The 11,701-nt window shown below is 69.5% G+C and carries 15 protein-coding genes; 9 read left to right on the forward strand and 6 right to left on the reverse strand.

The window, feature by feature from the left end:
* Positions 1–96 precede the first annotated feature (96 nt).
* A complete protein-coding gene (locus PKD06_RS16395; RefSeq protein ID WP_324381963.1) occupies positions 97–1,593 on the forward strand; it encodes a CoA-acylating methylmalonate-semialdehyde dehydrogenase in 1,497 nt (498 codons plus the stop codon).
* Positions 1,594–1,607: 14 nt separating this feature from the next.
* The gene (locus tag PKD06_RS16400; protein ID WP_324381986.1) at positions 1,608–1,958 is read left to right on the forward strand and encodes a hypothetical protein; all 351 of its coding nucleotides are present in this window, start codon (positions 1,608–1,610) and stop codon (positions 1,956–1,958) included.
* Between the two features lie 28 nt (positions 1,959–1,986).
* On the opposite strand, the gene PKD06_RS16405 is transcribed toward PKD06_RS16400, so the two are convergent.
* The 3 genes from PKD06_RS16405 to PKD06_RS16415 are packed head-to-tail and all read right to left on the reverse strand — an operon-like array spanning position 1,987 to position 4,532.
* Positions 1,987–3,360: an ATP-binding protein gene (locus PKD06_RS16405; RefSeq protein WP_324381965.1), complete on the reverse strand. Its 1,374-nt coding sequence runs from the start codon at positions 3,358–3,360 to the stop codon at positions 1,987–1,989.
* Complete coding sequence (locus PKD06_RS16410; protein WP_324381967.1) at positions 3,360–4,079, reverse strand: response regulator transcription factor; 720 nt, start codon at positions 4,077–4,079, stop codon at positions 3,360–3,362. The genes PKD06_RS16405 and PKD06_RS16410 overlap by 1 nt, the downstream gene beginning before the upstream one ends.
* Before the next feature lie 3 nt (positions 4,080–4,082).
* Entirely contained in the window at positions 4,083–4,532 is a 450-nt protein-coding gene (locus PKD06_RS16415; RefSeq protein ID WP_324381988.1) for a MarR family transcriptional regulator, read from the reverse strand.
* 159 nt (positions 4,533–4,691) lie between these two features.
* Here PKD06_RS16415 and PKD06_RS16420 point away from each other — a divergent pair, with 159 nt between their 5' ends.
* From PKD06_RS16420 to PKD06_RS16430, 3 genes are all read left to right on the forward strand, one after another.
* Positions 4,692–5,582, forward strand: coding sequence for a branched-chain amino acid aminotransferase (locus PKD06_RS16420; RefSeq protein ID WP_324381969.1), 891 nt, complete (start codon positions 4,692–4,694; stop codon positions 5,580–5,582).
* Positions 5,583–5,681: 99 nt separating this feature from the next.
* Positions 5,682–6,635, forward strand: a complete 954-nt coding sequence (locus tag PKD06_RS16425; RefSeq protein WP_324381971.1) for a TIM44-like domain-containing protein — start codon at positions 5,682–5,684, stop codon at positions 6,633–6,635.
* A 264-nt stretch (positions 6,636–6,899) separates the two neighbouring features.
* A complete protein-coding gene (locus PKD06_RS16430; RefSeq protein ID WP_324381990.1) occupies positions 6,900–7,082 on the forward strand; it encodes a hypothetical protein in 183 nt (60 codons plus the stop codon).
* A gap of 6 nt (positions 7,083–7,088) precedes the next feature.
* Here PKD06_RS16430 and PKD06_RS16435 read toward each other — a convergent pair whose 3' ends face one another.
* The gene (locus tag PKD06_RS16435; protein WP_324381973.1) at positions 7,089–7,493 is read right to left on the reverse strand and encodes a hypothetical protein; all 405 of its coding nucleotides are present in this window, start codon (positions 7,491–7,493) and stop codon (positions 7,089–7,091) included.
* A gap of 118 nt (positions 7,494–7,611) precedes the next feature.
* Here PKD06_RS16435 and PKD06_RS16440 point away from each other — a divergent pair, with 118 nt between their 5' ends.
* The 4 genes from PKD06_RS16440 (at position 7,612) to PKD06_RS16455 (ending at position 9,993) form a co-directional block, all read left to right on the forward strand.
* Entirely contained in the window at positions 7,612–8,130 is a 519-nt protein-coding gene (locus tag PKD06_RS16440; RefSeq protein ID WP_324381975.1) for a prolyl-tRNA synthetase associated domain-containing protein, read from the forward strand.
* Positions 8,131–8,206: 76 nt separating this feature from the next.
* Positions 8,207–9,100, forward strand: coding sequence for a thioredoxin (gene trxA / locus PKD06_RS16445; RefSeq protein WP_324381977.1), 894 nt, complete (start codon positions 8,207–8,209; stop codon positions 9,098–9,100).
* A gap of 18 nt (positions 9,101–9,118) precedes the next feature.
* Positions 9,119–9,784 carry an LON peptidase substrate-binding domain-containing protein gene (locus tag PKD06_RS16450; RefSeq protein ID WP_324381979.1) on the forward strand — a complete coding sequence of 222 codons (666 nt, stop codon included), beginning with the start codon at positions 9,119–9,121 and terminating at the stop codon, positions 9,782–9,784.
* On the forward strand, positions 9,781–9,993 hold the full coding sequence (locus PKD06_RS16455; protein ID WP_324381980.1) for a Trm112 family protein: 213 nt from the start codon (positions 9,781–9,783) through the stop codon (positions 9,991–9,993). Before PKD06_RS16450 ends, PKD06_RS16455 begins: the two co-directional genes overlap by 4 nt.
* A 13-nt stretch (positions 9,994–10,006) precedes the next feature.
* On the opposite strand, the gene PKD06_RS16460 is transcribed toward PKD06_RS16455, so the two are convergent.
* Together PKD06_RS16460 and PKD06_RS16465 are read right to left on the reverse strand one after the other, a co-directional pair.
* Complete coding sequence (locus PKD06_RS16460; RefSeq protein WP_324381982.1) at positions 10,007–10,465, reverse strand: NfeD family protein; 459 nt, start codon at positions 10,463–10,465, stop codon at positions 10,007–10,009.
* A 13-nt stretch (positions 10,466–10,478) separates the two neighbouring features.
* Positions 10,479–11,468 carry an SPFH domain-containing protein gene (locus PKD06_RS16465; RefSeq protein ID WP_324381984.1) on the reverse strand — a complete coding sequence of 330 codons (990 nt, stop codon included), beginning with the start codon at positions 11,466–11,468 and terminating at the stop codon, positions 10,479–10,481.
* Between the last annotated feature and the right edge of the window lie 233 nt (positions 11,469–11,701).

Genomic DNA, 11,701 nt, shown 5'->3' on the forward strand with positions numbered 1-11,701 from the left:
GCGGCGCCGGGCTCCTACGCCCGCATTCGGCGCTGAGGGCGTATTCCCCTGCCGGCCTCTCTTGAGGCCGGCGACAGGTTCACATGGAGTGAGACAGTGATCGATTATGGTCATTTCATCGGCGGCAAGGTGGTCGCCGGCAGCTCGGGGCGGGCGGCCGACGTGTTCGAGCCGATGACGGGCGAGGTGCGGGCGCGGGTGGCCTTGGCCTCGAAGGCGGAGGTGCGCGCGGCGGTCGAGAACGCGAAGGCGGCGCAGCCGGCCTGGGCGGCGACCAACCCGCAGCGCCGCACGCGCGTGCTGATGAAGTTCCTGGAGCTGGTCGCGCGCGACAACGACGCCCTCGCCGAGCTTCTGGCCCGCGAGCACGGCAAGACCATTCCCGACGCCAAGGGGGACATCCTGCGCGGCGTCGAGGTGGTGGAATACGCCATCGGCATCCCGCAGCTGATGAAGGGCGAGTACACGGAAGGCGCGGGGCCGGGCATCGACATCTATTCGATGCGCCAGCCGCTCGGGGTGGTGGCGGGCATCACGCCGTTCAACTTCCCGGCCATGATCCCGATGTGGAAATTCGCGCCCGCCATCGCCTGCGGCAACGCCTTCATCCTCAAGCCCTCCGAGCGCGATCCGGGCGTGCCGATGCGCCTCGCCGAGCTGATGCTGGAGGCGGGGCTCCCCGAGGGGATCCTCAACGTCGTCAACGGCGACAAGGAGGCGGTGGACGCGATCCTGGACGATCCCGACATCCGGGCGGTCGGCTTCGTCGGCTCCTCCTCGATCGCGCAATACATCTACGAGCGGGCGGCGGCGACCGGCAAGCGCGCCCAGTGCTTCGGCGGCGCCAAGAACCACATGATCATCATGCCCGATGCCGACATGGACCAGACGGTCGATGCGCTGGTGGGGGCAGGCTACGGGGCGGCGGGCGAGCGCTGCATGGCGGTGTCGGTGGCGGTGCCGGTCGGCAAGTCCACCGCCGAGCGGCTGATGGAGAAGCTCGTCCCGCGCGTGGAGAACCTCAAGATCGGCCCCTCGACCGACCCTTCGGCCGATTTCGGGCCGCTGGTGACGCGCGCGGCCCTCGAGCGCGTGCGGGGCTATGTCGAGATCGGCCTCCAGGAGGGCGCGACGCTGGCGGTGGACGGGCGCGGCTTCAGGATGCAGGGCTACGAGAACGGCTTCTACATGGGCGGCTGCCTCTTCGACCACGTCACGAAGGACATGCGGATCTACAAGGAGGAGATCTTCGGCCCCGTCCTGTCGGTGGTGCGCGCCCATGATTTCGAGGAGGCGCTCGCGCTGCCCTCGGAGCACGAATACGGCAACGGCGTCGCCATCTTCACCCGCGACGGCGACGCGGCGCGGGAATTCGCCGCGCGGGTGAATGTCGGCATGGTCGGCGTCAACGTCCCCATCCCCGTCCCCGTCGCCTACTACACCTTCGGCGGCTGGAAACGATCCGGCTTCGGAGACCTCAACCAGTACGGACCCGATTCCGTCCGCTTCTACACAAAGACAAAAACCGTCACCTCAAGATGGCCCTCAGGCGTCAAGGAAGGCGCAGAATTCGTCATCCCAACGATGCAATGACAGCGACCCTGGACATGTGGAAAGCCGACACGGGGAGGGGCGGCCTCTGGCCGCTTCTCCTCGCGCTGGCGCTTCTTTCGGGAGCGCCGGCCCGCGCGGCCGGACCCTGCACGCCGCCCGTGCCGCCCGATCCCGCGGGGCGGCCGGAAAAGCCGGTCCCGCCGGCCAAGTCGCCCTGCGTCGATGCGCCGACCAAGGCCGGATGCCTCGGCTGGGAAGCCTATCGCTTCAACGACGAGGTCAAGGCGTACAACGCCAAGGTGCCCGCCTTCCAGAAGGCGGCGAATGCCTATGTGGCCCAGCTCAACGCCTATGTCGCCGCGGCGGGCGCCTATGCGAAATGCGAGGTGGAGTCGCTGCACTGATCCCGGCGCGTCCGGCCTCCAGGTTCCGTCAAGCCGGCAGCCGCACCGTCGCCCGCAGGCCGCCGAGGGGGCTGTCGCCCAGCACGATGTCGCCGCCATGCGAGCGGGCGATGTCGCGGGCGATGGCGAGGCCGAGGCCCGACCCGCCCTCGTCCTGGTTGCGGGCCTCGTCGAGGCGCAGGAACGGCTTGAACACCTCCTCGCGATAATCCGGCGGGATGCCCGGCCCGTCGTCGTCGACGTGAAGCACGAGCCAGCGCGTCTCGTGATTGGCCGTGATCGCGATGCGGTCCCCGTGGCGCGCAGCGTTGGAGACGAGGTTGAAGAGCAGGCGCCGGAAGGCGTCCACCCGCACCGTGACGGTGGGATCCCCCACGAAATCGATGCTGGTCGGATTGCCCGAGCGGTCGGCATCCGCCTTGATCTCCTCGAGCAGGACGCGCAGATCCGTGCGCAAAGCCGTCTCGCCCGCATCGCCCCGCGCGAAGGCGAGATAGCCCTCCAGCATCCGGTTCATCTCGTCGACGTCGCGCTTCAGGTCCTCCGTCTCGGGCGTGTCGCCGAGCACCGCGAGGGACAGGCGGAACCGCGTCAGGATGGTGCGCAGGTCGTGGCTGACGCCGTTCAGCATGGTGGTGCGGCTCTCGACCGCCCGCTCGATGCGCCGCTTCATCTCGATGAAGGCATGGCCCGCCTGGCGGACCTCGCGCGCCCCGCGCGGCCGGAACTCGACCTCGCGGCCGCGGCCGAAATCCTCCGCCGCCGCCGCGAGCTTCAGGATGGGCCTGATCTGGTTGCGCAGGAACAGGATGGCGACGGCGAGAAGCACGAAGGAGGTCCCCACCATCCAGACGAGGAAGATGTGGGAATTCGAGGCATAGGCGAGGCTGCGGCGCGCGATCACGCGCATCACCCCGTCCTCGAGCTGGATGCGGATCTCGATCAGGTTCGAGCGGCCGACGGTGTCGATCCAGAAGGGCCGGCCCACCTGCCGGGCGATCTCGTCGGAGAGCGCCTCGTCGAGGATGGAAAAGAAGGGCTTGGGGCCGGGCGGAGGCAGGGTCTCGCTCTTGCGAAACTCGACGTCGAGAACGAGCCGCTCGGCGGCGATGCGCGAGATGCGCTCCGAATCGCGCTCGTCGGGATAGGTCTCGTGGAGGTCGATCAGGGCCGCGATGTCGGAGGTGACGGCGGCCGAGAGGCGCTGCGTCACGAGCTGCCAGTGGCGCTCCATGAACACATAGGCCACGACCGACTGGAGCAGCACCACGGGCGTGATGATGATGATCAGCGAGCGGGCATAGAGGCCCTTGGGCAGGAGGGCGGTGAGCGTGCGGCCGATCCGCCGCAGGGCATGGCGCAGGGGGCGGCCCGGATCGCCGGCGAGCGGGCGCGTCGCCATCAGGGATCCACGACCAGCCGGTAGCCGACGCCGCGCACGGTCTGGAGGAAGGAAGGATTGGCGGGATCCAGCTCGATCTTGCGCCGCAGGCGGTTCATCTGCACGTCGACCGCGCGCTCCCCGGGCCCGCCGGGGCCGCCCGACAGCTCCTCGCGGGAGACCTCCGCCCCGGCGCGCTGCCCCAGCAGGCTCAGGATCTCCCGCTCGCGCTCGGTGATGCGGATGACCTCCCCGCTCCGCGACAGCTCGCCCCGCTCGAAGCGGAAGAGGAAGGGGCCGAACCTGACCGTCTCCGGGTGAGGCTTCGCCTCGGGCTCGGGATGGCTGCTGCGCCTGAGGATATTGGCGAGGCGCAGGACCAGCTCGAGGGGCTCGAAGGGCTTGGTGAGATAATCGTCGGCGCCCGTCTCGAGACCCTCGATCCGATGCTGGGGCTCGGCCTGGGCGGTGAGCATCAGCACCGGCGTCGCGCATCCCTCCTTGCGGCGGGCGCGCAGGAACTCCATCCCCGTCTCGCCCGGCATCATGACGTCGAGCACCATCGCGTCGAAGACGACATGGGCGAGCTTGGCGCGCGCCTCGGCCGTGCTCGCCGCCGTGGTCACCCGGTATCCCCGCGCGAGGAGGAAGCGCGACAGAAGCTCGCGCAGCCGCCTGTCGTCGTCCACGACGAGCACATGGGAGGCATCGTCCGGCGGCTCGGTCCGGGAAGGCGTCATCGCTCAGCCTTTATCATCCGCCATCCGCGCGCGCATCCCGCTCCCGCCGCGCCCGGGCCGGTCCACCATGCCGCCCAGGAAGCGCGCCACCACCGCCTCCACCTCCCCGCGCGGATCATGGCCCAGGGCGCGGCGGATGCGGCGGGTCTGGAGGGGGACGAGCCGGGCCGAGAGGCTGCGGCCGGCCTCGGTCGGATAGAGCAGCCGCTGGCGCCGGTCCTCGGTGCCGGTTCGGCCCTCGACGAAGCCCTTGTCGACGAGTTCCTTCAGCACCCGGTTCAGGCTCTGCTTGGTGATCTGGAGCAGGTCGAGGAGATCGGCGACGGAGAGGCCCGGCCGGCGCGTGACGAAATGGATCACGCGGTGATGCGCGCGCCCGAAGCCGAATTCGGTCAGGATCCGGTCGGGATCGCCGACGAAGTCACGATAGGCGAAGAACAGAAGCTCGATCAGTTCGTAGGCAGGCCGCTCGGCGCCCTGCCCTCCCGCACGGGCGGAGGCTCTCTCGGATTGTTCCGTGGCCGGGGCTTCGGACAACGCGATCCTCGAAATACGTCAGCCTTGTTGACATATCTCAGGACCGCCTCTAGCCGTCAAGCAGGAGGAGAGAGAATGAGCGTGGTTCCGTTCGACCGGCGCGAGGGCTGGATCTGGCAGGACGGGGCGCTCGTGCCCTGGCGGGAGGCGCGGCTCCACGTTCTCTCGCACGGCCTCCACTACGGCTCGACGGTGTTCGAGGGCGAGCGCGCCTATGACGGCGTGATCTTCAAGTCCCGCGAGCATTCCGAGCGCTTCCGGCGCTCGGCCGAGCTGCTCGATTTCGAGATCCCCTATTCGGCCGAGGAGATCTGCGCGGCCAAGGCGCTCTGCGTCGAGAGGAACGGCGATCCGAATGTCTATGTCCGGCCCGTGGCCTGGCGCGGCTCGGAGATGATGGCGGTCGCGGCTCCCGATTCCACCATCCATGTCGCCATCGCGGTGTGGCCCTGGCCCTCCATGTTCAACGTCGTGGAGAAGATGCGGGGCATTTACCTCGATATCGCGGAATGGCGCCGGCCCGACCCGGCCAGCGCGCCCTCGGCCGCGAAGGCGGCGGGGCTCTACATGATCGCGACGATGTCGAAACACGCCGCCGAGCGCAAAGGCTATGCGGACGCCCTCATGCTCGACTGGCAGGGGCGGATCGCCGAATGCACCGGGGCCAATGTCTTCTTCACGCGCGGGGGGCAATTGCACACGCCGATCGCCGATTGCTTCCTCGACGGCATCACGCGGCGCACCGTCATCGAGCTTGCCCGGCGGCGCGGCATCGGAACGGTCGAGCGTCGGATCATGCCGGGGGAATTGTCGAGCTTCGACGAATGCTTCCTCTGCGGCACGGGCGCCGAGATCACGCCCGTCGCCGGGATCGGGCCCCATCGCTACCGGCCGGGCGACGTCTCGCTCATGATGGTCGAGGATTACGCCACCGAAGTGCGGCGGAGACCCGGTTCCGACGCATGATGTCGCATGCCATGTCTTGAGATCGGGACGGCCCCGCACCATATTCATGGCGCCGGGAATTCGCCCCGGCTCGGGGGAATCGCCCCCATCGAGGGATATATGATCAGACGCTTCGGTACCTTTGCCCGCACGGCGCTCGTCGCCGGGCTCGTGACGGTGCTCGCCGCTCCGGTCGTCGAGGCTCGCCCCGGCGGCGGCAGGAGCATGGGCTCGCGCGGCGGCTCGACCTTCTCGGCGCCGCCGCCGACCGCGACCGCCCCCCGTCCGGCCCAGCCGATCCAGCGGAGCGAGACGCCCGGTATCGGCCAGCCGCGTCCGGGCATGGCCACCGCCGCCCCGGCGCAGCCGCGCCGCTTCGGCTTCGGCACCGGCCTCGCCGCCGGCCTTCTCGGAGCGGGTCTGTTCGGACTGCTCACGGGCCACGGCTTCCTTGGCGGAATCGCGGGGCTGGCCTCGTTCATCGGCCTCCTGCTCCAGATCGGCCTGATCGCGGGCCTCGTCTGGTTCGCGCTGCGCTTCTTCCGGCGGCGCTCGGAGCCGGCCATGGCCGCGGGTCCGGGCCTGCACGGCCGCTCGCCGCTTGGCGGAGCCGCGCCCGGAGGCTTCTCGGCGCGCGGCTTCGGCGGGGGCGGGCCGGCGCGGCAGCCGATCCAGATCGCGCCCGAGGATTACCGCGCCTTCGAACGCTGCCTCGGCGATCTCCAGGTCTCCTACGGCCGCGGCGATCTCGGCGCCCTGCGCCGCCTCGCGACGCCCGAGATGGCACGCTATCTCGAGGAAGACCTGGCCGAGGATCGCCGCCGCGGGATCCGCAACGAGATCACCGATGCCAAGCTCCTCCAGGGCGATCTCGCCGAGGCGTGGCGCGAGGGCACCACGGAATATGCGACCGTGGCCATGCGCTACGAGATCGTGGAAGCCTATGTGGAGGTCGCGAGCGGGCGCGTCGTGCAGGGCAACCGCACCGCGCCGACCGAGGTGACGGAAATCTGGACCTTCCGCCGCGACATGAAGGGGCCCTGGCTCCTCTCGGCCATCCAGCAGACCGAGTAGCGGTTCCTTCCTCCAGGGAAGATCGAGCGGCCGGCCCTTGCGCCGGCCGTTTCGCGTTCGGTCGGATGGCGGACGGAAGGGCGCATTCAGGAACCCCTGTCCCGGCTGCCGGTTGACCTCCCAACCTTCACAATTCGACCAAGGAGATGGACGATGCATGTCGTTCGACAGCCGAGTTCGAGCCCGATGCCGCCCTGGCTCGCGGGAGCCCTGCTCCGCGCGGGCCCCGGCGCCCCGCGTCCGGCCAACCCGGACCAGGAGCCAATTCCGGGCGGAAACGTCCCGACCGAGCTGCCGCCCGCGCCGCCCGACGAGATCCCCGATACGGGCCCGACCGGGCCGCGGACTCCTTATCCGGTGAGCGATCCGGGCATCGCCGAGCCGACTGGGCCGGGCTCCGAGCCCGACTACCTGCCCGGCAGGCCGACCAGCCCGATGCAGGTCTGAACTGCGTCAGTGATCGCCCTGGGAGGAGCGGACGTCCCGCGGCGAGGAGAGAATTTCGAGGAGGCCCTGCGCCACGTGCCGGGCCTCCTCGTCGTTGAGGCGCAGCACGAAGGGCGGAAGGGGCCCGGCCTGGAGCGCGACCACCGCCTGGCCGTCCTCGTCGGTGCCGATGTCGATGGTGGGCGAGGTCACGTCGAGATATTCGTCCTCGTCATAGGCTTCGGCGTGGCGATCCTCGTCGGAGCCCGTCTCGTCGTCCTCGTCGCGGTCGATCTTGAGCAGCATCTGGCCGAGCGCGAGGATAAGGGACTGGGCCGTGCCCGGATCCATCACCACCGCGGTCGTATGATCGTTCTTCTCGAAGGCGAGCTGGATGTTGTTGCCTTCGAGGGTCACCGAGATGCCGGCCATAACTCGTCCGAACCAGAGATCTGCCCGCCACATATAGGGGTTTTTGACGCGCGGCGTGAGAGTGGTGAAAGCCGAAACCCGCTCCATCGTGAACGGCCTTGCCCGAGACCCGCCAACCATGTCCCGAACGAGCCCCGCCGATCTTCTCGCCCGCCTCGCGAGCCTCGGCATCGCCCACGAGACGCACGGGCACCGTGCCGTCTTCACGGTAGCCGAATCGGCCCCGGTGAAGGCGGCCATCCCCGGCGCCCATACGAAGAACCTCTTCCTCAAGGACAAGAAGGGCGCGCTCTTCCTCGTCACGGCCAAGGACGATACGCGCATCGACCTCAAGCGCCTGCATGAGACCCTCGGCGCCTCGGGCCGCCTCTCCTTCGGCTCGGGCGAGTTGCTGGTGGAGGTCCTGGGCGTCGAGCCGGGCTCGGTGACCCCTTTCGGCGCCGTCAACGACGAGCCGGCCCGCGTGCGGGTGATCCTCGACCGGCGCCTGATGGGCTTCGAGCGGGTCAATGTCCATCCGCTCGTCAACACGATGACGACGGGCCTTTCCCCGGCCGATCTCGTCGCCTTCCTGCGCGCGACCGGCCACGAGCCGGCGATCCTCGCCCTTCCGGCCCCCGCGGAGGCGGCGGATTGATTGACCCAGGGGGCGCTCCCATCTTAGGGCATTGCCAGCCCCCTTCCGGGCAAGACCCCTTCAGCAGAGGCCCACGATGCTCGCCGGTACCGCCGCGCCCGCCGACGGATTGATCAAGGACACGACGACCGCCGCCTTCCGCCAGGACGTGATCGCCGAATCGATGAAGCAGCCCGTGCTCGTCGATTTCTGGGCGCCCTGGTGCGGGCCCTGCAAGCAGTTGACGCCCGTCATCGAGAAGGCGGTCAAGGCGGCCGGCGGCAAGGTCAAGCTCGTCAAGATGAATATCGACGAGCATCCGCAGATCGCCGGCCAGCTCGGCGTGCAGTCGATCCCCGCCGTCTTCGCCTTCGATCGCGGCCAGCCCGTCGACGGTTTCATGGGCGCGCAGCCGGAGGCGAAGATCAAGGAATTCATTGCGCGCCTGGTCGGGCCCGGCTCGGCGGCGGCAGATGAATTGCTGGCCGAGGCGGATACGCTCGCCAAGGCCGGCGATCTCGGCGGAGCGGCAGAGCTTTATGCCGCGGTCCTCGCGGAGGAGCCGGAGAACCTCGCCGCCATCGCCGCCCTGGCGAAGCTCCATCTCCAACTCGGCGACATCGAGGGCGCGCGCCGCTTCCTCGCCATGGCGCCCGCCGCCAAGGCGAACGATCCGGCCATCGCGGGGGCGCGGGCGGCGATCGAGGTGGCCGAGCAATCCGCCTCCCTCGGCGATCTCGCCGCCTTCGAGGCGAGGCTCGTCGCCGATCCGAACGACCATCAGGCCCGCTTCGATCTCGCCGTCGGCCTTGGCGGCAAGAACCGGCGCGAGGAGGCGGCCGACCAGCTTCTCGCCATCATCCGCAAGGACAGGGGCTGGAACGAAGACGCCGCGCGCAAGCAGCTCGTCCAGTTCTTCGAGGCGTGGGGACCGACCGATCCCGCGACCATCGCCGGCCGCCGCCGCCTGTCCTCGATTCTCTTCTCCTAGAGGGGAGGCGCGCCCGTCATGAACGTGGTCTATGACGGTCCGCACGATCTGCCGGAGGCGATTCCGGTCTTCCCGCTCGCCGGCGCCCTCCTTCTGCCGCGCGGGCAAATGCCGCTCAACATCTTCGAGCCGCGCTATATCGAGATGGTCGACGCGGTCCTGCGGGGCCCGCGCCTGATCGGCATGATCCAGCCGGAGAGCGACCAGGAGGCAAGCGCGGCCGTGCCGCGGCTCTACCGGGTCGGCTGCGTCGGGCGTCTCGTCCAGTTCGCCGAGACGGGGGACGGGCGCTACCTCATCTCGCTCGCGGGCGTCTCGCGCTTCGCGGTCGAGGAGGAGCTGACGGTGATGACGCCGTTCCGCCAGTGCCGGATCACGGCTCTCCCCTTCGCCTGCGATTTCAAGCCGCGCCTCGGCGAATCCGAGGTCGATCGCGAGGCGGTGCTGAGCGCGCTCCTGAAGTTCACGCGGGCCACCGGCCTCAAGATCGACTGGGACGGCGTCGAGAAGGCGCCGAACGAGGCGCTGGTCAACGCTCTTTCGATGATGGCTCCCTTCGGGACGCGCGAGAAGCAGGCGCTGCTCGAGGCGCCCGATCTCAAGGCGCGCGCCGAGACCCTCGTCGCCATCACCGAGATGGAACTCGCCAAGACCGATCCCGGCTCACAGACGACCCTGCAATGACCGACGAATCCCGCCCGAGCGAAGCTGAAGCCGCCCCCCGGCTCGACCCGAAGCTTTTGGAAATCCTCGTCTGCCCCCTCACCAAGGGCCGGCTGGAATACGACGCGGCGGCGCAGGAGCTGGTCAGCCGCAGCGCCGGGCTTGCCTATCCGATCCGCGACGGCATCCCGATCATGCTGCCCGACGAGGCCCGCCCGCTCAAGGACTGAGCGGCGCCTCGCCTCATTCCGGGTGGCGTGTCCCGGCCGCCTTCACGACGAGCACCGTGCCCTTCACCCGCGCGACCTCGACGCGGGTGCCGGCCGGCAGGTCGGGCCCGGTGACCCGCCAGACGCCGTCATCCACCCGGATGCGGCCCTCGCCGGAGACGATGGCTCCCTCGAGCGGGAAGACGCGGCCGACGAGCGCCTCCGCGCGGCGGTTGAGCAGGGGGGTGTCGCCGAATTCATCCTCGCGCCGCCGCGTCAGCCGCCAGCCGGCCAGGGCCGAGACGAGCGCCAGCACGGCGAAGGCAGCCGCATTGGCTTGCCAGGAGAGGCCGAAGACCCAGTCGAGGAGGGCGGTGACGACGGCCGCCACCCCGAACCACACCAGGAAGATGCCGGGGACGAGGGTCTCCAGCCCGATCAGGACGAGCCCCAGGATCAGCCACGCCCAGGCGGAGGTCAGGTAATCCGGCATCGGCGATCCCCGCTCAGCTCTCCGGGCGGCCCGTATGCGGCGGCAGGCCGCCAGGGCGCCCGCCACGGGAAGCAGCACGGGCGCCACCGGCATCGCCGAAGACCTCCTGCGTCATGGCCGCGATGCCCCCGAGGGTGCCGGCCAGTGAGGCCGCCTCGATCGGCACCACGACGACGCGCTGGTTCGGCGCGCTGGCGATGGCCCGCAGCGCCTCCACGTATTTCTCGGCGACAAGGAAATTCGCGGCGGCGAGGTCGCCCTTCCCGATCGCCTCGGAGACCATCTGCGTGGCCTTGGCCTCGGCCTCGGCCAGGCGCTCGCGCGCCTCGGCATCGCGCCAAGCAGCCTCCTTGCGGCCCTCCGCCGCCAGGATCTGGGCCTGCTTCTGCCCCTCGGCCCGCAACACCTCCGCCTGCCGCAGCCCCTCGGCCTCGAGGATCGCCGCGCGCTTCTCGCGCTCGGCCTTCATCTGGCGGGCCATCGAGCCCGCGAGGTCGGCCGGCGGCAGGATGTCCTTGATCTCGACGCGCGTCATCTTCACGCCCCAGGGCGAGGCCGCAGCGTCCATCACGCGCAGAAGGCGCTCGTTGATCTCGTCGCGGTGGGAGAGGAGCTGGTCGAGATCCATGGAGCCGACGACCGAGCGGATATTGGTCATCGAGAGCACGAGCAGGGCCTGGGTGAGGTTGGTGATCTCGTAGGCGGCGCGGGCGGGCTCCAGCACCTGGTAGAAGGCCGCCGCATCGATGGTGACGCCGGCATTGTCGCGCGTGAACGCCTCCTGGGAGGGCACGTCCAGCACCTGCTCCATGACGTTCACCTTGTGCCCGATGCGGTCGATATAGGGCATGATCAGCCCGAGGCCCGAATTCAGCGAGTGCGAATAGCGCCCGAAGCGCTCCACCGTGTAGACGTAGCCCTGCGGGATCGTGCGCACGCCCGCCGCGATGGTGACGACCGCCAGCACCACCAGCGCGATCACGAAAACCGTGAAGCCTGTCATCGTCCGCTCCCCATCCGCCCCGGACGGCCGAAGAATCGACCCTTCCGATCGATGCCATGAACCATGCCCGGATGTCGCGCCGATTGCGTCGCTCCCGCATGGCGCGAGACGATTGCTCTGCGCCGACCCTCCGCGGCCGCCGCAAAACAGAACCGGCGGCGGACCCGGCCGGGCGGGAGCTGTCAGTGAGCGATCATTCTCATGACGATGAGGACTCCTGTGACGGTGAGGGC

The organism is Enterovirga sp. (genome assembly GCF_035325185.1).
GTDB lineage: Bacteria > Pseudomonadota > Alphaproteobacteria > Rhizobiales > Beijerinckiaceae > Enterovirga.

What these genes read in the sequence shown, in the direction of transcription:
- PKD06_RS16400 (WP_324381986.1), top strand. Translation starts at nt 1,608, where the DNA reads ATGTGGAAAGCCGACACGGGGAGGGGCGGCCTCTGGCCGCTTCTCCTC.
- PKD06_RS16405 (WP_324381965.1), bottom strand. Translation starts at nt 3,360, where the DNA reads ATGGCGACGCGCCCGCTCGCCGGCGATCCGGGCCGCCCCCTGCGCCAT.
- PKD06_RS16410 (WP_324381967.1), bottom strand. Translation starts at nt 4,079, where the DNA reads ATGACGCCTTCCCGGACCGAGCCGCCGGACGATGCCTCCCATGTGCTC.
- PKD06_RS16420 (WP_324381969.1), top strand. Translation starts at nt 4,692, where the DNA reads ATGAGCGTGGTTCCGTTCGACCGGCGCGAGGGCTGGATCTGGCAGGAC.
- PKD06_RS16425 (WP_324381971.1), top strand. Translation starts at nt 5,682, where the DNA reads ATGATCAGACGCTTCGGTACCTTTGCCCGCACGGCGCTCGTCGCCGGG.
- PKD06_RS16435 (WP_324381973.1), bottom strand. Translation starts at nt 7,493, where the DNA reads ATGGCCGGCATCTCGGTGACCCTCGAAGGCAACAACATCCAGCTCGCC.
- PKD06_RS16440 (WP_324381975.1), top strand. Translation starts at nt 7,612, where the DNA reads ATGTCCCGAACGAGCCCCGCCGATCTTCTCGCCCGCCTCGCGAGCCTC.
- trxA (WP_324381977.1), top strand. Translation starts at nt 8,207, where the DNA reads ATGCTCGCCGGTACCGCCGCGCCCGCCGACGGATTGATCAAGGACACG.
- PKD06_RS16450 (WP_324381979.1), top strand. Translation starts at nt 9,119, where the DNA reads ATGAACGTGGTCTATGACGGTCCGCACGATCTGCCGGAGGCGATTCCG.
- PKD06_RS16455 (WP_324381980.1), top strand. Translation starts at nt 9,781, where the DNA reads ATGACCGACGAATCCCGCCCGAGCGAAGCTGAAGCCGCCCCCCGGCTC.
- PKD06_RS16460 (WP_324381982.1), bottom strand. Translation starts at nt 10,465, where the DNA reads ATGCCGGATTACCTGACCTCCGCCTGGGCGTGGCTGATCCTGGGGCTC.
- PKD06_RS16465 (WP_324381984.1), bottom strand. Translation starts at nt 11,468, where the DNA reads ATGACAGGCTTCACGGTTTTCGTGATCGCGCTGGTGGTGCTGGCGGTC.